The 24,146-nt window shown below is 74.0% G+C and carries 16 protein-coding genes; 4 read left to right on the forward strand and 12 right to left on the reverse strand.

Features of this window, described 5'->3' with window-relative positions; translation table 11 throughout:
• The 4 genes from IF43_RS0122710 to IF43_RS0122725 all read right to left on the reverse strand — a co-directional run.
• A partial coding sequence (locus IF43_RS0122710; protein WP_324605122.1) for a beta-ketoacyl synthase N-terminal-like domain-containing protein occupies positions 1–4,234 on the reverse strand: 4,234 nt, incomplete at its 3' end.
• Positions 4,235–4,724: 490 nt separating this feature from the next.
• Positions 4,725–6,287, reverse strand: coding sequence for a PH domain-containing protein (locus IF43_RS0122715; protein WP_037889611.1), 1,563 nt, complete (start codon positions 6,285–6,287; stop codon positions 4,725–4,727).
• On the reverse strand, positions 6,284–6,784 hold the full coding sequence (locus IF43_RS0122720) for a PH domain-containing protein (protein ID WP_030203718.1): 501 nt from the start codon (positions 6,782–6,784) through the stop codon (positions 6,284–6,286). The genes IF43_RS0122715 and IF43_RS0122720 overlap by 4 nt, the downstream gene beginning before the upstream one ends.
• Positions 6,785–6,840: 56 nt before the next feature.
• On the reverse strand, positions 6,841–7,353 hold the full coding sequence (locus IF43_RS0122725) for a hypothetical protein (protein ID WP_030203719.1): 513 nt from the start codon (positions 7,351–7,353) through the stop codon (positions 6,841–6,843).
• Between the two features lie 181 nt (positions 7,354–7,534).
• Here IF43_RS0122725 and IF43_RS0122730 point away from each other — a divergent pair, with 181 nt between their 5' ends.
• Together IF43_RS0122730 and IF43_RS0122735 are read left to right on the forward strand one after the other, a co-directional pair.
• Complete coding sequence (locus IF43_RS0122730; protein WP_051795866.1) at positions 7,535–8,785, forward strand: sensor histidine kinase; 1,251 nt, start codon at positions 7,535–7,537, stop codon at positions 8,783–8,785.
• The gene (locus tag IF43_RS0122735; protein WP_030203721.1) at positions 8,778–9,410 is read left to right on the forward strand and encodes a response regulator transcription factor; all 633 of its coding nucleotides are present in this window, start codon (positions 8,778–8,780) and stop codon (positions 9,408–9,410) included. Before IF43_RS0122730 ends, IF43_RS0122735 begins: the two co-directional genes overlap by 8 nt.
• A gap of 190 nt (positions 9,411–9,600) precedes the next feature.
• Here IF43_RS0122735 and IF43_RS0122740 read toward each other — a convergent pair whose 3' ends face one another.
• From IF43_RS0122740 to IF43_RS0122765, 6 genes are all read right to left on the reverse strand, one after another.
• Complete coding sequence (locus IF43_RS0122740) at positions 9,601–12,594, reverse strand: LuxR family transcriptional regulator (protein WP_037889614.1); 2,994 nt, start codon at positions 12,592–12,594, stop codon at positions 9,601–9,603.
• Between the two features lie 215 nt (positions 12,595–12,809).
• Positions 12,810–13,574, reverse strand: coding sequence for a thioesterase II family protein (locus tag IF43_RS0122745; RefSeq protein ID WP_030203726.1), 765 nt, complete (start codon positions 13,572–13,574; stop codon positions 12,810–12,812).
• A 291-nt stretch (positions 13,575–13,865) separates the two neighbouring features.
• The gene (locus IF43_RS0122750; protein WP_030203730.1) at positions 13,866–14,957 is read right to left on the reverse strand and encodes a polyprenyl synthetase family protein; all 1,092 of its coding nucleotides are present in this window, start codon (positions 14,955–14,957) and stop codon (positions 13,866–13,868) included.
• A gap of 113 nt (positions 14,958–15,070) precedes the next feature.
• The gene (locus IF43_RS0122755; protein ID WP_030203732.1) at positions 15,071–15,457 is read right to left on the reverse strand and encodes a hypothetical protein; all 387 of its coding nucleotides are present in this window, start codon (positions 15,455–15,457) and stop codon (positions 15,071–15,073) included.
• Positions 15,458–15,589: 132 nt separating this feature from the next.
• Positions 15,590–16,657, reverse strand: coding sequence for a helix-turn-helix transcriptional regulator (locus IF43_RS42935; RefSeq protein WP_051795870.1), 1,068 nt, complete (start codon positions 16,655–16,657; stop codon positions 15,590–15,592).
• A gap of 166 nt (positions 16,658–16,823) precedes the next feature.
• Positions 16,824–19,265 (reverse strand): ADP-ribosyltransferase domain-containing protein, encoded by a 2,442-nt coding sequence (locus IF43_RS0122765; RefSeq protein WP_234332467.1) that lies wholly within the window; start codon positions 19,263–19,265, stop codon positions 16,824–16,826.
• A gap of 493 nt (positions 19,266–19,758) precedes the next feature.
• On the opposite strand from IF43_RS0122765, the gene IF43_RS0122780 reads away from it, so the two are divergent.
• Positions 19,759–20,199 (forward strand): VOC family protein, encoded by a 441-nt coding sequence (locus IF43_RS0122780; RefSeq protein WP_030203737.1) that lies wholly within the window; start codon positions 19,759–19,761, stop codon positions 20,197–20,199.
• Between the two features lie 86 nt (positions 20,200–20,285).
• Here IF43_RS0122780 and IF43_RS0122785 read toward each other — a convergent pair whose 3' ends face one another.
• Both IF43_RS0122785 and IF43_RS0122790 read right to left on the reverse strand, forming a co-directional pair.
• Positions 20,286–21,524 carry an MFS transporter gene (locus IF43_RS0122785; protein WP_051795892.1) on the reverse strand — a complete coding sequence of 413 codons (1,239 nt, stop codon included), beginning with the start codon at positions 21,522–21,524 and terminating at the stop codon, positions 20,286–20,288.
• Between the two features lie 98 nt (positions 21,525–21,622).
• Complete coding sequence (locus IF43_RS0122790) at positions 21,623–23,017, reverse strand: glycoside hydrolase family 1 protein (protein WP_030203739.1); 1,395 nt, start codon at positions 23,015–23,017, stop codon at positions 21,623–21,625.
• A 296-nt stretch (positions 23,018–23,313) separates the two neighbouring features.
• Between IF43_RS0122790 and IF43_RS0122795 the strand changes: the two genes are divergently transcribed.
• Entirely contained in the window at positions 23,314–24,120 is an 807-nt protein-coding gene (locus IF43_RS0122795; RefSeq protein WP_030203740.1) for an alpha/beta fold hydrolase, read from the forward strand.
• Positions 24,121–24,146: the final 26 nt, after the last annotated feature.

A 24,146-nucleotide genomic window follows, 5' to 3' on the forward strand; every position in this document is an offset into this window, starting at 1 on the left:
CCAACCGCGCGACACCCGCACCCGCCAGCCACCGCGCCACACGGCCACCCAGCGCACCCGTACCACCGGTGACCAGGACCGTCCCCGACGGCTCCCACGACCGGTCGTCCTGACCGGAAGCAGCCCGGACGAGCCTGCGTCCGAACACACCCGACGACCGCACCGCGACCTGGTCCTCACCCGCCGCACCACCGGCCAGCACACCGACCAGCCGACGCATCGCCCGCTCGTCCCACACCTCAGGCAGATCGACCAGACCGCCCCACCGCTCCGGCACCTCCAGCGCGGCCACACGACCCAGGCCCCATGTCTGGGCCTGAACCGCGGACACCAGCCGGTCCGAACGGCCCACCGACACCGCACCCCGGGTCAGGCACCACACCGGCGCCCCCACCCCGGCATCACCCAACGCCTGCACAAGAGCAGCCGTGGCCACCACACCGGCGGACCCGGACTCGTCCAGGGCCAGGAGCGACACCACACCGGCAATGTGCTCGGCCTCGCAATCGGCCAGCAGACCCGCCAGCACGCCACGGTCGCCACCGTCCGCCCCGACCACGACCCGACGGACCTGCGCACCACGCCCGGCCAGCGCCGCTTCCACCGGCGCGGCGTCCACACCAGCGGCTTCCGCGGTCACCACGACCCACGTACCCGACAGCCGTGCGCCACCGGCCGCCGTGTCCGTCAGGGGCTTCCACGAGACCCGGTAGCGCCAGCCGTCCACCTCGGAGCGGGTGCGTACCCGGCGCCGCCAGGCGGACAGGGCCGGGACGACCTCGATCAGGGGCTGTTCACCGTCCGCGTCGAGTTCGAGCGCGGCGGCCAGGGCGGCCACGTCCTGCTGCTCGACCGCCTCCCAGAACGCGGTGTCGGCCGGGCCGGTGCCCGGACCGGAGACCCCGGCCGGCCCGGCGGCGGGGGCGTGGGCGTCCATCCAGTAGCGCTGCCGCTGGAAGGCGTACGTCGGCAGCTCGACGCGGCCCGCGCCGCTCCCGGCGAAGAACGCGGACCAGTCGACGTCCGCGCCCCGTGCGAACACGCGGGCGACGGCGTCGAGGAGGGTGAGGGTCTCGGGACGGCCGGAGCGCAGCGCGGCGGCGAGGACGGGGGCCGCGGGGGCCGGCGCGTCGGTGAGCAGGCAGTCCTGGGCCATGGCCGTCAGGACGGGGTCGGGTCCCAGCTCCAGGAAGGCGTCGGCGCCCCGGTCCCGGAGGGTGCGGACGCCGTCCACGAAGCGGACCGGCTCGCGCACGTGCCGCACCCAGTGCTCGGGGTCGGCCAGTTCGGCGGCGGTGGCGGCGGTCCCGGTGAGGAGGGAGACGACGGGGACGGTGGGGGTGCCGTAGTCCAGTACCTGCGCCACGCGGCGGAACTCGTCGAGCATGCCGTCCATGTGCGGCGAGTGGAAGGCATGACTCACCGTCAGCCGCTTGGTCTTGCGGCCCCGGGCCTCGAAGGCCTCGGCGACGGCGGTGGCCGCGTCCTCGTCGCCCGCGATCACGACCGACCGGGGGCCGTTGACCGCGGCCACGGCCACGCGCTCGTCGAGGAGGGGCAGGAGTTCGTCCTCCGAGGCCTCCACCGCGATCATGGCTCCGCCCGCCGGCAGGGCCTGCATCAGCCGGCCGCGGGCCGCGACCAGCATGCACGCGTCCTCCAGCGAGAACACGCCCGCCACGTGGGCGGCGGCGATCTCTCCCACGGAGTGCCCGGCCAGGAAGGCGGGGCGCACGCCCCACGACTCGACGAGCCGGAACAGCGCCACCTCCAGCGCGAACAGCGCGGGCTGGGTGTAGGCGGTCTGGTGCAGGAGGGCGGCCTCGGGGCTGCCCTCCTCGGCGAACAGGACGTCCAGGAGGGGGTGTTCCAGTTGCTCGGCCAGGTACCAGCAGGCGTCGTCGAGCGCGTCGGCGAAGACCGGGTGCGTCGCGTACAGTTCGCGGCCCATGGCGAGGCGCTGGCTGCCCTGGCCGGTGAAGAGCACGGCGGTGCGCCCCGCGGCGGGCTCCTCCCGGACGACGCTCGCGGGCCCGGTGCCGCCGGCCGGGGCACCGGCGCCGGCCGTGGCATCGGCGGCGGTGCTGTCGGCCAGGGCGTGCAGGCCGTGGCGGAGCGCGGTGCGGTCGCCGCCGAGGACCACGGCCCGGTGCTCGAACCGGCCGCGGGTGGCGACCAGGGAGTGGCCGATGTCGAGGGGGGTGGCCCCGGGGTGGGCGTCGGCCCAGTCGGCAAGGCGGCGTGCGGTGGCGCGCAGGGCCTCGGGGGTCTTGGCGGACAGGACCCAGGGCAGGACCTCGGGTGCCGGCGTCGCCTCGGGGCCGGGCTCGAGACCCGCCTCGGGCTCGGTCGCGGGCTCTCCGTCGGACGCTTCCCCTACGGCCGGGTCCTCGACGGACTCGTTCCTGACGGCCCCGTCCCCGACGGACGCGTCCCCGGCGCCCGCCTCCTCCTCCACCCGCTCGCCGGTGGACGGGGCTTCGGCCGGCGCCCCCTCGGCCGGCGCCCCCTCGGCCGGCGCCCGCTCGGCCGGCGGCTCCTCGATGATCGCGTGGGCGTTGGTGCCGCTCATGCCGAACGAGGAGACGCCCGCGCGGCGGGGGGTTCCGGAGGCCGGCCACTCGACGGCGTCGGTGAGCAGCGAGACGGCTCCGGCCGTCCAGTCGACGTGCGGGGTGGGGGCGTCGACGTGCAGGGTGCGGGGCAGCACGCCGTGCCGCATCGCCATGACCATCTTGATGACGCCGGCCACGCCCGCGGCGGCCTGGGTGTGGCCGATGTTGGACTTCAGCGAGCCGAGCAGCAGGGGGCGGTCCGCGGGGCGGTCCTGGCCGTAGGTGGCGAGCAGCGCCTGGGCTTCGATGGGGTCGCCGAGCCGGGTGCCGGTGCCGTGGGCCTCCACCGCGTCCACGTCGCCGGACGACAGGCCGGCGTTGGCCAGGGCCTGCCGGATGACGCGCTGCTGGGCGGCGCCGCTGGGGGCGGTCAGGCCGTTGCTGGCGCCGTCCTGGTTGATGGCGGTGCCGCAGACGACGGCCAGCACCTGGTGGCCGTTGGCGCGGGCGTCCGAGAGCCGCTCCACCAGCAGCATGCCGGCGCCCTCGCCCCAGGCGGTGCCGTCCGCGGCCGCGGCGAAGGGCTTGCAGCGGCCGTCGGGGGCGAGGCCCCGCTGGCGGCTGAAGGAGACGAAGGAGCCGGGGCTCGCCATGATCGCGACGCCGCCGGCGAGGGCGAGGGAGCACTCGCCGGCGTGCAGGGCCTGGACGGCGAGGTGCAGGGCGGCCAGGGAGGAGGAGCAGGCGGTGTCGACGGTGACCGTGGGGCCCTCGAAGCCGAAGGTGTAGGCGATGCGGCCGGAGGCGACGCTGGCGGCGTTGCCGGTGACGAGGTAGCCCTCGAACCCGTCGGCGGCGTCCTGGAGACGGGGCCCGTATTCCTGGGTTTCCGCGCCGACGAATACGCCGACCTGTCCGCCGCGGAGCGCGGCGGGGTCGACTCCGGCCCGGTCGAACGCCTCCCAGGAGGTTTCCAGGAGCAGGCGCTGCTGCGGGTCCATGGCCGTGGCCTCGCGCGGCGAAATTCCGAAGAACGCGGCGTCGAATTGGTCGGCGTCGTGGAGGAATCCGCCTTCGCGCGTGTAGCTGGTGCCGGCGCGGTCGGGGTCCGGGTCGTAGAGCCCGTCGAGGTTCCAGCCGCGTCCGGTGGGGAATTCGGAAATGGCGTCGGTGCCGGTGGCGACGAGGTCCCAGAGGGATTCGGGGGAATGCACGCCGCCCGGGAACCGGCAGCCGATGCCGACGATGGCGATGGGTTCGTCGCTGCTGACGGCTGCGGTGACGGGGGCTTCGGCGGGAGCCGCGCCGCCCCGGAGGAGGGTGTGGACGCGCTCGACGAGGCGGGCCGGCGTGGGGTGGTCGAACGCCAGCGTGACGGGCAGGCGCAGGCCGGTGGCCGCGACGAGCCGGGCGTGCAGGTCGACGGCCGCGAGGGAGTCGAATCCCAGGTCGATGAAGGAGCGGTGCGGGTCGAGGACGTCGGGGGCGGCGTCACGCAGGGAGGCGGTCACCAGGGCCGAGATGCGGTCGAGCAGCAGGGTGTGCTGCTCTCCGTCGGTCAGTCCGGTGAGGAGCTCGCGCCAGTCCTCTGGCGTGGCGTCGCCACGGAGGTCCCGGTTTCCGTCGGCCGGGGAGGCGCCGTCGGTTTCGGCTGCGAAATCCGGGGACTCGTTCAACATCGCGCGCTCCATCAATCCGTGCAGAGAAAACCGGGGATCGGTCATGACCCTGGCACGGAGATGTCGCGGCAGAAACCCCTATCGGTCCCCTAGCGGCCCCTAGTCCGATTCCCGGGGCGACCGCTGTGGGGCGACCGGAAATCGTCCGGGCGGAAAGCGGCCGGAACGCCGGCCCGGCGGACGTTGTCATACGGCGGACCTATGCGGGTGCGACCGCATAATAATGCCGCCGCTATTCGGAATTGACAAGAATGGTGGATGGGACGTCGCGGGCGCCCGCGAATGGGCACCGCGGGGGTCGGACGCGGGGTCGGACGGCCGCCCTCCCGCCGCTCCTGAGGGGGCGCCCGTCCGCCGGACGGGCGGGGACGGCCGCGTGCGTGCGGTCCCCGCCCGCGTCCCCTCCCCTACGGGCCCCTAGCCCCTAGAAGGGCCGGGGCTCGGACCGGTCGGGGACCGGCACGGCGCGTGCGGCCCGCGGGGGTGCGCGCTACTGGGTGCCGGCCGTGGTGCGGGGACGGTGTTCGAGGAACGGGGCGAGGAGGTCCGGGACGGCTTCCTCCGCCAGGGCCAGTCCGTCGGCCACGGCCACGTCGCGCACCTTGTAGACGCCGGTCCCGGCCGCGATGGCGGCGCCCAGGGTGAGCAGGCCGGCCCGGCGCTGGAAGGGCGAGCGGGTGATGGACCAGCCGATGATGCCGTCGCGCCGGACGGCCGCGGTGCGGCGGGTGAAGGTGCCGGACCGGGTGACCAGGTAGCGGCCGTGCACGGCGTGCCCGAGGTTGCGGTACGCGTCGTACGCCAGGGCCGTTCCGGCGGCGAGGAGCACCAGTCCGGTGATCCAACCGGCGTGCACCAGGGCGGGGGTGAGCCACAGGCCGGGACCGGCGAGCAGCGCCGCGGCCGCCGCGGACCAGATCACGGCGCGGTTGATCCGGCGGCGCAGCGCCGCTCGGGGGTGCGGGGCGAGCTGCGCCGCGGTCGTGGGGGCGACGGTCTCGCCCAGGACGTCGGCGGCGACGCGGCGGGCCAGGGCCAGTGGGACGGGCGGGGTGAGCCGGCTGCGGCTGCTGTTCTCGTCCTCGTCGCCGAGGCCGCTGGCGACGGCCTTCACGCGGGCGCCCCCGGCCCAGCGCAGCAGCAGCGGCTCGGCCACCTCGGCGCCGCGCAGCCGCTGCTCCTCGATGCTGACGGAACGGGTGATCAGCAGGCCGCGGCGGACCCGCAGCAGGCCGGGCTCCTCGCGGTCCAGGCGGTAGCCGCCCCAGCCCTCGATGAACGTGGCGGTCGAGCCGGCGACCCCGACGGCGACGACGACCAGGGCGGCCACGAGGAGGCCGTACCAGAGGGGGACGGAGCCGAAGCGTTGCTGGAGGTCCTTGACGATGCCGAGTTCCAGGGGGTCGATCTTCATCTCGTGCAGGGTGCGGTACACGCTGCCTGCGGCGATGAAGACGCCGCCGACGCCCCAGAGGGTCAGGGGGGCGTACCGCAGCCAGGCCCAGTCGAGTTCGGCGATCGTGGGGTCGGCGTCCGCCTCGGGGTGGTGCACGCCCTGGGCGGTCCGGCGGAGTTCGGTCAGCCGCCGGCGCAGTGCGGCCGCGTCGGCGAGGCTCAGGCCGTCCAGGGACAGCCCGCCGTCGGCGGAGCCCTGGTCGCCGGTGGCGACCTTCAGGGAGGTGAGGCCGAAGATCCGGTGCAGGGGGTTGGCGGTCAGGTCGACGCTGCGGATGCGGTCGGCGGGAACGGAGCGCTCGCTGCGGAAGAACCGGCCCCTGTGGACCTCGACGCGGTCGGCGGTGACCCGGTAGCGGGTGGTGGCGAGCCGCATCAGACCGATGCCGGCGATGACCAGGGCGGTGATGAGCAGCGTGCCGAGCGTGATCAGGACCTGGAGGGTGACCCGGCCGTCGTCGAGGAGGAGGGTCGCGGCGAAGGTGGCGAGCGGCGTTCCGATCACGCTCAGGTTGACCAGGAGGAGGCGGGGGTTGAGCCGTCCCCACTCCTCGTCCGGTGTGCCGGCCCGGGCGGGCGCGGCGGCGTCCGGCATCATGTGGCGTCTCCCGGTACGGACTGGGTGGACCTGGTGAGCTGTTCGACGAGTTCGGCGGCCCTGCCGTGCTCGAGGCCCTTGATCTTCACGGCGCCGGCCGAGGAGGCGCTGGTGACCGTGATCCCGGAGAGTCCGAACATCTGCTGGAGGGGTCCGCGCAGGAGGTCGACGGTCTGGATGCGGGAGAGCGGGACGACCCGCCACCGCTGCCAGAGCCAGCCCGAGGCGGCGTAGACGGCCTCCTCCGTGGTCTCCCAGCGGTGCACGCGGTAGCGCCAGAGGGGCATCGCGCCCATGTACAGCAGCCCCGGGACCAGGGTGCCGAGGAGCAGCCAGACGAAGACGAACCGGGCCGGCGGGATGGACAGGTAGAGGATGCCGAAGACGAGCGGCAGCGGAAGGGCGAACAGCGAGGACTGGAGGGTCCACCAGCCGATCGCACGCCTGTCGACCCGGTTGCGAGGCGGACGGAGCCTCAGTTCTGTGTTGTGTAGCACTGCTTCACCCTAGTTCGTTGATGATCTTGAACCGACGCCGGTCGGAAGCCCGCGCATCACGGCCGGCCCGCCGTGCGCACCGCGTGCCAGCGGGACAGCAGGACGGCCGTCCGGGCCGCCACCGCCGACAGCGACATCACGGCGAGCGCGCTCACGAGCACGTCCCTGCCGCTGAGTTGGTGCTCGGTGGTGAACCGGTCGAGGCGCGCGGCGTACCAGTGCTCGCTGCCGTACGCGAAGAGGACCTGCACGGTGACGAGGAGGGTCCAGACCGCCGCGTGGGCGGGACCGCCCAGGCTGCGGGCCTCGCCCGAGCCGCCCCGGTGGGCGGGGAGCAGCGAGCCCGCGACGAGCCCGCAGATGGCGCCCACGCCGATGCCGGCGAGGTGCAGCGACGGGTCGTTCCCCGCCGTCGGAAAGGAGTCCACGCACGCCACGGCGGCCGCGGCGGCCACCAGCATGGGGGCGGCGACCCTCACGGCGGTGATGCGGCGGTTGCCGGAATCCGTCGCGAGGACGGCCAGCAGGATCGACCCGCCGGTGATGAGTGCCGCCGCGAACTGCCCCACGTCCCCGCCCCGCCCTTCCCGTACCGTCCCGGTGCTCCCGGTGCTCCCGGGCCCTTGGGCGGCTCTCCCTCCGCCGGTTCCACCGTAGGTCGGCGGTCGGCGCGCCGGTACCGACCGATCGGTGGGACCGGCTGTCCACCGATCGACGGACACCGGCGGGGCTCGTGGTAGGACTGGTGGCGTGCACATAGAAACGGACGAGGAGACCGAGGACCCGCGCACGGCCGCGCACCACGGCACCGACTCGGAGCGGCGCTGGTTCGGCCTGTGGGACGGCTACTTCGCGATCTCCTACCTCGTCACCGTCGCCCTGCTGTTCGCCTCCGACGAGGACCAGACCCACCGGGCGTTCGCCATCGGTGCGCTGACGCTGATCGTTCCCTGGTACGCAGGTGTCGGCCGCAGGCCGATGGTCCTGCAGACGAAGGGCCGGCGCAACGCGGTCTTCTCGGCCGGCCTGTTCCTGCTCTTCGCCGCGTCCGGCACGCTCGACCTCGCGGGTTCCTTCGCGCTGTTCGCGGTGGTCCCGATGCTGATGATGAGCCTGCCGATGCCGTCCGCGATCGTCCTGGTCGTCGTGGCCAACCTGTGGCCGGTGACGGTGGTGTGGCTGCGCGGGGGCGAGTTCGACCCGCACATCCTCTCGGTGCTGCCGATCTCGCTGCTGGGCATCGCGCTGTCGGTGCTGCTCGGCCTCTGGATCACGCGGGTGGTGCGGCAGAGCGCCGACCGCGCGGAGCTGATCGCGGAGTTGCGGCGCAGCCGGGAGCGCGAGGCCCTGCTCTCCCGCCAGGCGGGGGTGTCCGCCGAGCGGGAGCGGCTGGCCCGGGAGATCCACGACACCCTCGCGCAGAGCCTGACCAGCATCATCAGCCTGGTCCAGGCCGCCGAGTCGGAGGTGGAGGACAACCCCGAACGGGCCGTGGCCCGGCTCGGGTTGGCCGGCCGGGTCGCGAAGGACAGCCTCGCGGAGGCCCGTGGCTTCGTCTCCGCGCTGACCCCGCCGGCGCTCCGGGAGAGCTCGCTGGTGCAGGCCGTGCGCCGGCAGGCGGACCTGCTGCGGGAGGAGACCGGGCTGACCGTGCGGTGCACGGCCCGGGGTGCGGAGCAGCCGCTTCCGATGGCGGTCAACGTGGTGCTGCTGCGGACGGCGCAGGAGGCGTTCGCCAACGTGCGCAAGCACGCCCGGGACGCCCGTAGGGTGGAGGTGCTGGTCGCGTACGTGCCGGACGCGGTACGGCTCGTGGTCCGCGACGACGGCGCGGGCTTCGACACGGACGGCGAGTGGGACGGTTTCGGGCTGCGCGGCATGCGGGCCCGGGTGGAGGAGATCGGCGGGATGGCACAGGTCAGCAGCGGCTCGGGAGAGGGCACGCTCATCGAGGTGACGGTGCCGTGCGGCGCCGGGGCGCAGGAGCGGGTCGATGGCTGAGCGCGCGCCGGTACGGGTGCTGCTCGCCGACGACCACCCGGTGGTCCGCGAGGGCCTGTCCGCCATGCTGGAGCTGGACGGGGGCATCGAGGTCGTGGGGCAGGCGGGTTCGGGCGAGGAGGCCGTGCTCCAGGCCGCCCGGTTGGAGCCGGACATCGTCCTCCTGGACCTGCGCATGGGTGCGATGGACGGGGTGGCCGCGACCGGGCACATCCTGCGGGCGCTGCCGCGGACGAAGGTGGTCATCGTCACCACCTACGAGGACGACGCCGACATCCTGCGCGCGGTGGAGGCGGGCGCCGCGGGCTACCTGCTCAAGGGCAGTTCGCGGGAGGAGCTGGTGCACGCGGTGAAGGCCGCGGCGCGCGGTGAGACGGTGCTGACGCCGTCCCTGGCGCCGAAGCTGTTCCGGGCCAGGGTGGCGGAGCCGCCGGTGCTGTCGGAGCGGGAGCGGGAGGTGCTCCAACTGGTCCGGCAGGGCCTGACCAACGCGGACATCGGACGCCGGCTGTTCATCGGCGAGGCGACGGTGAAGACGCACCTGCTCCGGTCGTTCAAGAAGCTGTCGGTGTCGGACCGGACCGCCGCCGTGATGGCGGCCCTGGAGCGCGGCCTGCTGTCCTGATCCGGACCGCGGACGGACGGGCGGGCGGACGCGCCGACGGGCTGACTCGCCGACGGGCGGACGGACCGACGGGCGGACTCGCGGACGGCGGCCTGGCAGAGGCACGGGGTGCGGGGCGGGGACCCCGTACGGCACCCGCCGCCGGGCCCGCCGCTCACACACACCGCCGCCCCCGCACCCCCCGCACCCGTTAGGCGATGCCGGGCAGGCTCAGGTCCCACAGCCGGGCCGGCAGGTCCCGGCGCCGCTTCACCTGGAGCTTGCGGTAGATCCGGGTCAGGTGCTGCTCGACCGTCGAGACGGTGACGTACAGCTTGGTGGCGATCTCCCGATTGGTGTGGCCGCGCGCAGCGAGCAGCGCGACCCGGGCCTCCGCCTCGGACAGCACCTCGGCCTCGCGGGGCGATTCCGCCTCGCGTCCGGCGACCGCCGCGGGCTCGCCGTCGCCCTGGCCGGGGGTGAACTCCTGGCACAGCGGCTGCGCCCCGCAGGACTTGGCGACGTGCCAGGCCTTGCGTACGAGCATCCGGGCCCGGTTGAAGTCGCCCGCGGCGCGGTAGGCGCTGCCCAGCTCCCCCAGCGTCCGGGCCAGTTGCAGCCGGTCGTCGCCCTGTTCGAGGATCTCCACGGCCTCGGTGAGCCGCTTCAGCCGGTACGCGAGGTCACCGCTGGTGCGGGCCAGCGCGTACAGCAGGGACCCGCGCGGCCTGCTCCCGGCCGGCCCGGCCTCGCGCAGCCGCTGCTGCTCGACGTACTCCCGGGCCCGCGGCACGTTGCCCAGGGCCAGCCAGGCCTCGGCGGCGTCCAGCCGCCACGGCGCCAGTTCCACGCCGTCCATGCCCCACGCCTGCATCAGCTCGCCGCAGGTGAGGAAGTCGCGCAGGGCGGCGTGGTGGCGACCGGTGGCGAGGTGGGCCCGGCCGCGGGCCCGGAGGTAGTGCAGGCCGATGTGCGTCTCCAGCATCGTCTCGGGGACGGGCTGTTCGAGCAGGCCCATCGCCTCGTCGAGGTTGCCCATCCGGGTCTCGGCCTCGATGAGCACGGCCAGCGGCAGGGCGATGCCCACACCCCAGCACGGCACGGATATCAGCGACATGGCCCTGCGGGCCTGGGCGGCCGCGCCCGGCAGGTCGCCCTGCCGGAGGGCGGCCTCGGCGCGTACCGCGCCGAGGACCGCCTGCCAGGTCGGCGCGCTGCGGGTGGCGCACTCGCCGAGCAACCGGTCGGTCCAGGCGAGGGCGAGGTCGATGCGGCCGGCGTAGACGAGGGCGAGGACGGCCAGGACGAGGGGCGTGAGGGTGCGGTCGCTCAGGTGGTAGCGCTGCAGCACCCGGGTGGCCTCGACGACGGCCGCCTCGCCCTGGCCGCCGCACATCGCGGTGCGCAGGGCCTGGCCGGCGGGCACGTGCGCGTCGTCCGGCATGTCGTAGGGGGCGGCGGCCGTGCCGGGGGCGGACGTGCCCGCCGGCGGGTGCGGAGCTGCGCCGTGGAGGGGGTCGGGGTGACCGGGGTCGGCGAAGACGGCCGCGACCGGGGGGCTCACGACGGACAGCCAGCTCTGCGCGGCGGCGAGGGTGCCGGCAGCGTAGGCGAACGGCACCTCCGCCTCCCGGGCCTCGCGGGCGGCGGCCTGCAGGCCGTGCACCGCCTCGGCGGCCTGCCGCGCCTCTCCCATCCAGGCCAGGCAGGTCACCGCGTGGAGGAGGTCGCGGTCGGTGAGCCGGCCGGCGCAGAACTCGCGGGACAGCTGGCGCAGATGGCTCTCCGCGGCGACCGGGCTGCTGCGCCAGACGATGCTGACGAGGCGGGACTTCAGGGCGGTGCGGCGGGGACCGTCGGGGCAGGAGTCGACGGCCAGTTCACCGCAGCGCAGAGCGAGTTCGGGGTCGTCGTCGACGAGGGCGTACTCGGCCGCGTCCTGGAGGACCGGGATGGCCCAGTCCTCCGCCGGGGTACGGGCGGCGAGCAGGTGCCGGGCCACGTCGAGCGCGGCCGCCCCCTCCTGGTGCAGCAGGCCGGCGGCGCGCCGGTGGAGGGCGGACAGTTCGCCGGGCGGGGTCGCGGCCAGCACGGCGTCGCGGGTGGCGGTGTGGCGGAAGGCGCCGTCGCGCAGCATCCCGCACCGGTTGAGGTCCTGGACGGCCAGTTCGACGGTCTTGGCGTGGGTGCCGCTCACCCGGCTGAGCAGGGTCGGCGCGCAGGCGTCGCCGAGGACGGCGATGCCCCGTGCGACGGGGACCGTTTCGGGGTCGCCGCGGTGGAGGCAGTCCAGTACGGCGCGTTCGAAGGTCTCGGCGGGTGCCAGCGGCTGGAACGGCTCGCTGTCGCCGAGGGCGGTCACACCGTCCGCCAGCAGGGCCTTGACCAGCAGGGGGTTGCCGCCGGTGGTGTCCTGGCAGTCCGCGGCCAGTCGCTGGGCGGCGGCGGTGGAGAGGCGTTCGGCCAGGATGCGGCCGGTGCCGTCGGCGCTGAGCAGGGGGAGCCTGATGCTGGTGCAGTTGGGCTGGCGCTGCAGTTCGGCGTGGAAGGCGAGTTGGGCGGGCAGCAGGCGCACCGCCTCGGTGAGCACGATGAGGACGCCGGCCTGGCGTACCCGTCGGGCCAGGCAGAGCAGGAAGGCGCGGGAGAGCTCGTCGCCGTGGTGGACGTCGTCGACCGCGATGACCACGGTGCGGTCGCGGGCGATGCGCAGCAGCGAGGCGCAGACGTGCGGGAGGACCTGCATGCCCGCTTCGACGCCGGCCGCGGTGTCCCCGTGCGCGACCGCGCCGCGGGGGTACGGGACGCCCGGGTGTCCGGCGCCGTACCCGGTGGCGGGGTGTCCGGGGTCCGGGTGCACGGCGGCGGGCCGGGTGGGGCCCTCGGCGCCCGGGAGGCAGGGGGTGCTGACGGCGTCGAGCAGTGCGGTGGCCTCGGCGTGCACCACGGGGTCCAGCGGGGCGGCGCTGTCCAGGATGCGGCGCAGGATGCCGAAGGGGAGCCACCGTTCGGCGCGCGACCCCGCGGCTTCCAGGACCAGCGCCCCTTCGGACAGGGCGTGTTCGGTGAAGCGTTCCAACAGGGTGGTCTTGCCGCCGGCGACCGGACCGCTGACGACGGCGACGCGGCCGCGGCCCCGGTCGGCGCTGCCGAGCAGCTCGGTCAGCGTCTCCCACTCCTTCTCACGCTCGACCGGTGCTGCCACCGCGGCGCTTCCTTCCCCCCGGCTACCTGAGACTGCCCTGAACTGCACTGCGTCGTGCCTCCTCGTGCTCCGCCGGGCGGGCGGGTATTCCTCTGGGGCGGTCCGTGCGGGATCGGCCTCTCGTTGCGGGGAGGCGGCCGGTCCGGCGTCGGAGTCCCTGCTGTCGGTTCGCAGCCGGGCCCGCCGTCGGTCATGCGGCGGGCCCGGCGGGCGGCTCAGCCCTGGTGGGCGGTGGCCGCGAGCCTTTCGGAAATGATCTTCAAGACGTGCGCCTGGTGCTGGGCCAGGAAGAAATGGCCACCCGGGAAACCGTGGATGTCGAACCGGCCCGTGGTGTGCGCTTCCCAGGATTCCGCCTCTTCCCGGCTGGTGCGCGGGTCGGACTCCCCCGTGAGTACGGTGATGTCGGCATTCACCGTGTCGCCGGGCGCCGCCCGGTAATTCTCGACGGCGGTGTAGTCGCTCCGGATGGCGGGCAGCACCATGCGGAGGATCTCCTCGTCGCCGAGAATCGCGGCGTCGGTTCCGCTGAGCTCGCGCATTTCGGCCACGATGCCGTCGTCATCGCGCAGATGGACGGTTTCGGGGCGGAAACTCGACGGTGATCGGCGTCCGGATGCGAAGACGCGGACGGGCGTGATGCCGTGGTCGCGCTCCAGTCGGCGGGTCACCTCGAACGCGAGGACGGCGCCCATGCTGTGGCCGAAAAGGGCCGTCGGCCGGTCCACCCAGGGCACGAGTGCGCTGGTCAGGGCATCAGCGTAGGCATGCATGTCGGTGAACCCGGGCTCGTGGCGGCGGTCCTGGCGTCCCGGGTACTGCACGCAGAGGACGTCCACGGCCGGGGCCAGGGCCCGGGACACGGGGAAGTAGAAGGAGGCGGATCCGCCGGCGTGCGGCAGGCAGACCAGTCGGATCGGGCTTTCGTCCGCGGCGTGATAGCGGCGGATCCAGCCATCGGCATTCTGCTGGGCGATCAAGGGGATGAAAACTCCGGCTTCCGGTCCGGACGCGGCGGGTGAGTTCGGTTATCCGCACCCATTCGCCGCCTCCGCACGCACGTTCCATTGCCTTATGTCTAGCAGAACGACCAGACGGCTCGTACCCCTACCCTGAACCCCTAGAGAAGTACTGGACGCCCCTTGGCGACCGAAAAACGCCAGCGGTGGCCGGAAATCACCGAGCAAGAAATGGCACGGGTCCCGTCGCGCGGGCACGGCGCCACGGCACGACGGGTTCCGGAGCCACCCGAGCCCCTCCGGGTGGCACGGCTACCGGTCGCGGGTGACGCTCCAGGCCGGCATGTGCTCGAAGAACGCCACCGCCTCCGGCCGCCAGCGCTCCCGCCACGTGGCCGCCCGGGCCGCGGCCTCGCGGGCATGGCGTTCGGCGTCGGCCCGAAGCTGCCGGTCGACGCCGTGCGTGCGCGCGACGCGGCGGATGCGGTCGAGGGTGTCGTCGTCGCAGCCCGGATCTCCCAGGGCTGCGTCGACCAGCTTCCGCTCGGTCCCGTCGCAGGCGGCCAGCAGAGCGCGGACGGCGTAGCTGCGGCGACCGGAACGGAGGTCGGAACCGGCCGGTTTGCCGAGGGACTGCGGGTCGCCGAACAGGTCGAGCCAGTCGTCGTGGATCTGGTTGGCGATGCCCAGTGCGCCGGCGTAGGCGCGCAGTTCGCCGTCGTACGGGGCGATGTCGGTACCGGCGGCGAGCAGGCCGAGGCGCAGTGGGGCGAGCACGGAGTAGCGGGTGGACTTGTACTCGGTCACCTCGTGCAGGAACTCGACGTCGGGAGCGGCGTGGAAGTCGCGCTCCAGATCGATCATCTGCCCGGTGACCGTGACGGCCCCGGTGTCGGCGTGGACGGCGGCCATGGCCAGGACGCGGTCGGCGGGCAGGCCGCTGGTGAGCAGGACGCGCACGGACAGGAAGGCCGCGAGGTCACCGGCCAGGAGGGCGAGGGCGACGGCGGTGCCGGGCCGGTCCGGAAACTCGTGGCGGTAGGCGTAGTAGGTGGAGGGGCCGCCGCGGCGTACGGGGGCGTCGTCGATGATGTCGTCGTGGATCAGCCCGTGGGTCTGCAGCAGTTCGATGCTGATGGCCGCTTCGTCCAGCCCCGGTACGTCCTCGTCGGTCACCAGCGCGGCTGCCTCGTGCAGGAGGACCACGCGCAGCCGCTTGCCGCCGCGCAGCGACATGTCGCGCACCAGGTCGAGGGCACGGGCGGGGAACGCGCCGTGCGCCGGGGTCTCGAGCACGCCGCCCGCGGGATCGGTCAGGGAGTCGAAGTACGCCGCGAAGCGGGCTTCGAAGCGCCGCCGGTGGCCGGATGCGCGCTGCCAGGCAGCGGAGAGGTCTTCGTTCACCCGCCCAGGCTCGCACCGGTCGCGCGACACGCACGAATCGCCCACCCCACACCCACCCCACCCCCGGCCCGGCGACCCCGACCGAGCGGGGGCGCCGGGTGGGTGGGGCGGGGTCAGGCGAAGTACTGGAGGCTGACCCTGACGGTGACGTCCTCCGGCCAGCCCGAGTCCACGCGGATCCGTACCCGCTCGCCGTCGAGCGGCACCACGTTGTCCACCATCATGACCGCGCCTCCCATGAACGGCTTGTTGGTGGGGTCGTACACCTCCGTGACGCCGGCGACCACGTCGGTGAACGCCGACACGCCGGGCGCCGCCAGCAGCCGTTCGAAGACGCCGTGGCCGCGGAGGGTGTAGGTGTGGCCGGTGGGCTCGAGGTCCGCCCGCGCCTCGCCCCGGCCGTCCTTGTCGGGCGGGACCGGCTGGTCGGAAGCGGTGTTCGCGTCGTTGCCGCCGACCGCCTGTCCGGTCGTGGGCTCGCGGAGATCGGTGTGCTTCATGGCCGTTTCCCTTCGACGGGGTGGGGATCCCGGACCGCCCCCGCACGTTCCGGATTCCCTTCCCATGGTGGGCCGGTCGGGTGCCGCCGCGACCCCCTGAAACAGGGGATGGACCGGTCGCCCGTCCGGGCGTCAGCCGGTCAGCGCGGCGATGAGTTCGTCGCGGCCGTCGGCGCCCGTCTTGCGGAAGAGGGACTTGAGGTGGTCGTTGACCGTGTACGGAGACAGGTCGAGGCGCCGGGCGATCTGTTTGACGGCCGCGCCGGTGCGCAGCTCGCGCAGGGTGGCGCGCTCGCGGGGGGTGATCCCGTACCAGGCGCAGAACGACGGCATCACGAGGTCTCCGGCCGCCCCCTGGAGGACCAGGGCGACGTCGCCGGCGGCGTCCGCGTCGAGCGGCTGGCCCTGCAGGGTCATCCACCGCCCGCACACGACGGGAGGGGCGCACACCAGCGGGGGCCAGGCGTCCGCGTCGTGCGCGCGGGACCGTGCGGCGAGGGAGAGCGCGACGAGGAACGCGTCGGGGACCCACTCCGGGAAGACGTGTTCGTCCGGTGAGGACAGGTGGTCCAGCCAGTCCCGGGCCGGGGGGCTGACCGCCGTGATCGTATGGTCGGGGCCGACCGTCACCACCCCGGCGGGAAGCGCGGGGACCGTGGGGAAGAGGGGGCCTTCGGTGACGTAGCGGCGTAGGGCGGCGACGAGGGCCGGGCCGAGCCGGGCCGCCCGCTGGAGGTCGTCCGGGCCGAACGGGCAGGCACCGGCGCAGCGCAGCAGCCCGAGCGCGCCCCACACCCCGTGCCGGTCCTGGAGCAGGAGCCGCAGCTCGGAGCCCGCCCCGTTCGCGGTGAGGATCTCGCGCACCCGCGGGTCGAAGGCGCCGTCGCCCGGCGGGCCGACGACGGTGGCCGGGGTGGCCTGACCCGCGAGGGCAGCCGGGCGGTTCGGGTCGCCGCCCCGGTAGCGGTGCATCACGAGGTCGGTGACGAGCGCGGGGGCGTACTCGTGCCAGAAGCTGAAGCTCCCGAGGCCGAGGCCCGTCGCCGGGTCGGTGGCCACCAGGCTGAGCCCGTCGTGGGGCAGGAGCGGGGCGAGTACCCGGGAGATCGCGGCCCCGCGCCCGCAGGAGTCCGTGCGCTGGCTCGCGGCGGCGTGCAGGTCGCGCGCCAGCCGCCCGGCGTCGAAGAACGTGAGGGCCACAAGCTCCCATTATCCCGCCGCCGCCCGCTCCGTGCGCGGGCTCGGCGGACCGGGCCCGGGCCCACGCAGCACGGCGGGGCGGCCGGCCAGGACGTGACCGGGCGGGTCCGGGTCTCCGGCCGGGGCGTGCGAAGCCGCGCCGTGGTTGCCGTGGAGCGCAGGTGGTTCAGGACACCACGGGAACGGCGTCCGTGACCTCGCTCAGCCGGACCGTGCACAGCCCGCGGGCCTCGCTCTTCACCTCCGTCACCTTGAGCTGGGTACCCGGCGTGAGGATGTACTCCTCCTCGCCGGTGAAGGCGGAGAAGCTCTTGATCCCGACCGCCCGGGCCGGCGTCACCTCGAAGAGGGTCCGCTTGCCGCGGCTGCCCAGGAACGCCTTGGCCACCTTCAGTTCGGAGGTGCACGAGGAGACGCCCCACCAGGTCACCGTCCGGCCCACCGGGTACTGCGCCCGGAGGTCCAGCGAGACCCCGCGCCACAGCGGCTGCGTGTAGGACGGCAGCTCCGAGACCGCCGAGAACAGCAGCCGCAGGTACGGCAGGTAGGGCGTGACCCTGGTGCGGTCGGGCGAGCGCAGAACGCTGTTGATCTCGCGGTAGAAGGCCGACTCACAGGTGTAGAGGTGGAGTGCGGCGATCGCGTCGGCGGACAGGCCGCCGCCGGCCGTCCGGTCCGCGCGCTGCTTGCCGAAGTCGCGGGAGCGCAGGATGTGCCCCGTGAGCCCGGACAGCGCCGCCGAGACCGGGGCGACGGCGTCCTGGAAGTCCATCAGCGGGGTGTCGAAGACACCGGTGATGGCGGGCAGGACCAGACCCTCGTCCTTGACGCTGGTGAGGCGCTCCAGGTACAGCTGGTGCAGGTTCATGGTCGACTCGATGAAGGCGCCCATGCGCGCCGCGACGCCCCCGTCCGCACCGGCCGCGCCGGCCGCCGTCTCGTTCCACCCCTTGCTCGGCAGCCAGTCGATGCGGTCGGCACCCAGCGAGGTCAGGGCGTCGTTGACCTGGGCGAAGTGGTCGCCCTCGCAGAAGATGTCGCCCTGTGCCGCCGGGTTCGCGTGGTCGAGGTGCCGCACCTCGACGTCGGGGTACTTCTGCTGGAGCCGCAGGACGACCCGCTTCAGGCTGCGGGCGTGTGCCCCCCACCACGCGAACACGACCCCGCGGTCCTCCTCGGCCGCCTCCTGCTTGGCCTTGAGGATCTCCTCGACGATCCGCTCGGCGACCGGCCGCCAGAACGCCGTGTGCTGGTCGGCCCCCATCGCCCCGTCGCCGCTCGCGGTCAGCGAGGCGTTCAGCAGGAGCACGCCCTGCGTCAGCATCGCCTGGAACCACTCCGGCGGCTGGACCGTGTCCCGCTCCTTGAGCAGCGCCCGCACGTCGGCGATGGGGGTCTTCTTGGCGATGCCGTACTTCCACATCGCCGCCGCCTTGATGAGGCACCGGATGCTGACGACCCGGCCGAACTGGCTGTCCTTCCAGTCGTTGAAGGTGTTGTCGAACATGGCGATGCCGGTGGCGCTCTCCGGCCGCGGGTACGGGTTCTGGCCGAAGACCACGACCTTCCACTTGTGCGGCGGGTTCGGCTTGAGCGCCTGGAACGTCAGCTCGCGGACCGGGACCACCTCGTGGCTGCGCCCCTTCCCGATGAACCGCTCGGCGTCCGGCTGCGCCTCGATGACCGGCTTCAGCAGCGGGAGCCAGGCCTCCCCGCCGCCGTCGAAGAGCTCGGTCAGGGCGAGGGGGTCGTTCGCGTCGGGCTGGGGCTGCGCCGGCGCGCCGGGAGCCGGGACGCCGGTCGTGGATCCGGTCATGTCGGAGGCGCTTTCGCTCGTCGTGGCAGAGGGAGAGGAGGGGGCGGCGGAGGGAGAAGAGGGGGCGGCGGAGGGAGCGGGAGCCGCGGCTCCGGTGGCCGGCACAGGGGCGACGGGCGTGACGGGCGTGACGGCGGCCGGCGGCACGATGCGCACCCGCCGGTCGACGGGCGCGTCCTCGATCCCGCGGAGCTGGGAGATGATCGTGGCGCGCAGCTCGTCGTCGTCCTCGAACCAGTGGTCGTGGAAGAGCGTGTAACCGGTCCACATGAGGTTGGCGCACACCCGGGCCGGCACCTGGCCGGTCTGCGCCCCCAGCCCGACCAGCGCCACGGACCGGATGCTGCCGGGCTCCTTCCGGTTCTGCCGGTGGACGGCCTGGAAGGCGGCGGCGCAGGCCAGCGCCACGTTCAGGGTGGCGCTCACGTTCTGCGAGGACCGCACCATGGTCGGCGTCGAGATCAGGTACCGGGGGACGGTCGCGCCGGACGGGACGCAGACCGCGCTGCCCACCGGCACGGGTCCGGCGAACCGGTCGCGGATCGCCCGCTGGACGCGCACCTGGATGCCGGAGCCCAGGTACCGCTTGATGACGGCGTCGACGCCGCCGTCCATCCGGCCCCGGGAGTTCGTGGGGGTGACCCAGGCGTCGACGTCCTCGTCGAGGATCGAGCCCTTGCGGATCTCGATTCCGGGGGTGTCGGCGAACGCGGCGCGCCACGCCTCCACCACGCGCTCGTTGACGTCCGTCAGCACCACCCTGAGCGCGGGCAGCACACTGCTCTCGGTCATCGTCCACTCCTGTCGTGCAACAGCGGTTCCAAGACCTCGAACGTATCTCCCACCACTGACAACGCGGCCCTGCCGGGGGGCCGGTGACCTGCCGTCATGTTCCGGTGCGCCCGCGCCGACCGCCCGCCGCCCACGCCCCTCGCACCAGCGGTGGAGCCGGGCGGGTGCGACCACTGTCCGTAACCGCCGGGCGGCGCGGCGCGTACGGCGCACGCCGGATACGTCCGACCTGGGGGCGGCAGGGAAGGGGCGCGCGCCGCCGTTCCTCCCCTGCCACGGTCCGCGGCGTACGATCGGAGGAGCGGCCGGACCGTGGGGGCCTGGCCCTCGGAAGGCGGCAACCATGCCCTGGGACGAGTCGCAGCGCGCCTGGGCGACGGTGGCACTGGTCCTTTTCGTCGTGATCGGCGACGCCGCCGTCATCGTCCTGATGCACGTGCTCTGAACCCATCCGGACCACCACCGGCCGCACGAGGACTACGGAGGGACCAGCGTGGCGATCCTGCGGATGGACAACGTCGGCATCGTCGTCGAGGACATGGACGCGGCCGTCGCGTTCTTCGTCGAACTCGGGATGGAGCTGGAGGGCCGGGCGGAGGTCGAGGGCCTGTTCGCCGACCGGTGCACCGGACTCGACGGCGTCCGCTGCGACATCGCGATGGTCCGGACCCCGGACGGTCACAGCCGGATCGAGCTGGCGAAGTACCACAGCCCCGCGGCGATCAGTGACGGCCCGCGCAACCGGCCGCACAACGTCCTGGGCACCCACCGCGTCATGTTCGCGGTCGACGACATCGAGGACACCGTTGCCCGTCTGCGCCCCCACGGCGCCGAACTCGTCGGCGAGATCGCCCGGTTCGAGGACAGCTACCTGCTCTGCTACCTCCGCGGACCGGAGGGCGTCATCGTCGGCCTCGCCGAGCAACTGGCCTGAGCCGTCAGCCGTCCCAGCGGTGAGGAACGTGCGGCGCACGGTGCGCCGGTGAGGTCGGCGTCGGTGAAGGGCCGAGGCGGGCCGGCTCAGGGGACCGAGCGGATGCGGCGGACCAGGGCGGAGCCCACGACGGCCAGGGCTCCCGCGAGCGCGTACAGGGCCGTGTACCCGCCGACGTGGGTGACCATCGGGGCCGCGATCACGGGGGCCAGTACCTGGGGCAGCGCATTGGCGATGTTGATGAGGCCCAGGTCCCTCCCTCGGTCCTCCGCGGTCGGCAGCACGGCCGTGAGCAGGGCGAAGTCCACGGCGGTGTACACGCCGAAACCGAGCCCGAGCACGAGCGAGGCGACGATCGCGCCGGTCCACGTCTGCCATACGGCGAGCAGCACGGTGGCCGCGGAGATGACCAGCCCCGACCGGATGACGTACGGCTTGCGTCGGCCGCTGCGGTCCGACCGGATGCCGCCGATCACCACCGTGGCGAGCAGGGTGATCGCGTTGAGCGCCGTGAGGATGAGTACGCCGTTGTCCGCGTCGTCCCCGTAGTGCACGGCATCGGTCAGGTAGTAGAGCAGGTACATCGTGCTGATGGAGTACGAGAGGTTCATCAGGAACCGCGTGAGCCAGGCCCACCCGAAGTCGGGATGGCGGCGCGGGTCGATCCAGAAGCCGCGGAGGAACGCCCCCCACCGGAAGTCCGGCCGTGCGTGGCGGGAGAGCGGGCTGTCGCGCCGCATCAGGACGTACGGAACGGCCGCCAGCACCGAGAAGACCGCGCAGACCACGTATCCGGCGGCCACTCCGCCCGCGACCGCGGCCAGCGCCGTGCCGGCCAGGATGCCGGCGACCTGGGAGACGCCGAGCCAGCCGCCGACCAGGCCGCGCCGGCGCGGCGGCACCTGGTCGGGGACCGCCGCGGTGAGGGCGGCGAACGCCGCGTTGAGGGCGAGCTGCACCAGGCACCAGCCCGCGATCACGGTCGCGACGCGGTGTGCGCCGGCGAGGACGAGCAGTCCGGCGGCCCCGCCCACCGTTCCGGCGACCACCCAGGGGATGCGCCGGCCCACGGCGGCCGTCGTACGGTCGGAGAGCGCGCCGAAGACGGGGTTGGCGACCATCGAGACGGCGGCTCCCACGCCGGTGACCAGGGCGAGGGTGGACGCCTTGTGGTCGGGGGTGAGCTGTTCGGCCTGGCGGGCCAGGAGCAGTTGCAGCGGTCCGAACCAGCCGATCCAGACACCGAGGTTGGCGAGGGAGAGCGCACCCACCCAGCGTCCGCCGACCGGGCCCCCGGCCCCCGCCGCTGCCCCCGTCCCCGTCACTGCCCCTGCCCCCGCCTTGGCCGCCGCCTCGGCCCCCGCCCCGGCCCCCGCCCCGGCCGTCGGGGCTGCCGGCCCCTCGGCCGCCGTGCCTCCGGCGGTCACCTGCCGCTCTTGATCAGGTCGCGGTACCAGGCGTACGACTCCTTGGGCGTCCGCTCCAGCGTCTCGAAGTCGACGTGGACGAGCCCGAACCGCTGCCGGTACCCCTCCGCCCACTCGAAGTTGTCGAGGATCGACCAGATGAAGTAGCCGCGGACGTCGGCGCCCTCCGCCATCGCCTCATGCAGCGCCCGCACGTGCCCGTCGTGGTAGGCGATCCGGCGTGCGTCGTCGACGCGGCCCGTCCCGGGGTCCGGACCGTCACCGTACGAGCAGCCGTTCTCGGTGATGTAGACGGGCGGCAGCCGGTCGCCGTAGCGCTCGCGCAGGGTGGCGAGCAGTTCGCGCAGGCCGTCCGGGACCACCGGCCAGCCGAAGTCGGTGAGTTCGCGTCCCTCGATCTGCCGGATCTCGAAGGGGAGGTCCGCCGGTATCTCGATGCCGCCGAAGGAGGACGGGGCCGGGGCGGCGGAGGCGGGGGAGGCGATCGGCCGGGGGGCTCCGACGAGCATCGGGTTGTAGTAGTTGATCCCGTACCAGTCCAGCGGTGCCGAGATGGTCCTGAGGTCCTCCGCCACCGGCCCGGGGAGCAGCGAGGCCAGGCCCTCGTCCGGGTACGCGCCGGTCAGGACGGGGTCCGCGAAGAGGTGGTTGGTGAGCGTGTCGTACAACCCCGCGGCCTCCCGGTCGGCCTCGCCGTCGCCGGCGGCCCAGACGGGACTGTGGGAGACGGCGATCCCGATCCGGCGGGCGCCGGCCGCGCGCAGGGCCTGGACGCCCAGGCCGTGGGCCAGGAGCTGGTGGTGGGCCGCGGGCAGGGCGTCGAAGACGAGGCGCCTGCCGGGGGCGTGTTCGCCGAGACCGTATCCGAGGAGGGTGACCTCGGCGGGTTCGTTGATGGTGATCCACATGGGGACGCGGTCGGCGAGGCGCTCCGCCACGACCGAGGCGTACGCCGCGAACCGCTCGGCGGTGTCGCGGTCGAGCCACCCGCCGCGCTCCTCCAGGGCGAGCGGGGTGTCCCAGTGGAAGAGCGTGGGCACCGGGGCGATGCCCGAGGCGCACAGTTCGTCGACGAGGCGGTCGTAGAAGTCCAGCCCCTCGCGGTTGACGCGGCCGATGCCGTCCGGCAGGACGCGGGACCAGGAGACCGAGAACCGGTAGGCACCGACGCCCAGTTCGGCCATCAGTGCCACGTCCTCGCGGTAGCGCCGGTAGTGGTCGGTCGCCACGTCCGCGTGCGAGCCGTCCTTGACGCGTCCGGGTTCCCGGGTGAACGCGTCCCAGGAGGAGGCGCCCCGTCCGTCGGCGGTGGGGGAACCCTCGATCTGGAAGGCGGAGGCGGAGACTCCCCAGAGGAAGCCGGCCGGGAACTCGGGCACGGGCGCGGTCATGCGAACTCGCTTCGGTCGGCGGGACACGGATCCCCGAACGGGGCCGCGCGGAACTGACGGAGGGGTTGCTCACGGCACTGTCGGGTCCCCGGGCAGGTCCTGTCAATGGAAAGTGAACAATCCTCAACTATTGCCTGCGGGCCGCCCCGTGGCGTCCCGGGGCGGGGGGTTCCGCGGCCGCGCCGCGGAAGCGGCCGTCCGTGGGACGCCCGGCCGTGGGACGCCCGGCCGTGGGACGCCCGGCCGGTGGCCGGGGCTCGGTCGCGGAATCCCTGCGGCGGGGCCACGGTGGACGTATGGACGGAAGGCCGGGGGCGCGGCGGGAGGGTGCGGGGCACCGGGCGCTGCTGCTGCCGGGCGGCCTGTGCACCGACGAGTTCTACGGCGATGTGATCGCCCGGGCCGCGGCGGCCGCGGCCGGGCTGGACCTGGTGGCGGTGACCCTGCCGGGCTTCGGCCGGACCGCACCGCCGGCGGACCTGTCGATGGAGAACTACGCGCGGCTGATGGGCGACGTGTCGGCCGCCGAGGGCTGTGACGTGGTGGTGGGGCACAGCCTGGGCGCGAACGTCGCGATCGAGATGGCCGCGCTCGGCGTCTTCACCGGCCCCCTGGTCCTGCTGTCACCGACGTTCTCCAAGGCGGACGAGGCCGCCTTCCTCGGCGTCCTCGACCGGGTGGGCCGGGTGCCGGCCCTGGGTCCCCTGGCATGGACGGTCATGCTGAGGGCGATGCCCCGCACGATGAGGAAGGAGATGCTGAGGGGGAACGTCCCGGCGGACCGCGCGCGCGTGCTCGCCGACGACCTCGGCACCAACGACCCCGCCTTCTGCCGCCGCGTCGTACGCCACTACTACGACTACCTGGACCGGCACCCCGCACTGGCGCCCCGTCTGCGCGACTCCGGAGTCCGGGCCTGGGTCGTCCGGGGCGACCGGGACGAGATCGGCCTGACGGACGAGGAGCGCCGCCTCCTGGAGGCGGCGCCCCGGATCACGCTGGTGACGGTCCCGGACGCGGGCCACATGGTCCTGGTGGAGCAGCCGGCACAGGTCGTCGAGGTGATCATCGAAGCGGCGCGCGCCGTGCCGTCCGCGGCGTGACCGGGGCCGGAGGCCGTGCCACTGCT

Source organism: Streptomyces sp. NRRL S-87, assembly GCF_000719335.1.
GTDB lineage: Bacteria > Actinomycetota > Actinomycetes > Streptomycetales > Streptomycetaceae > Streptomyces.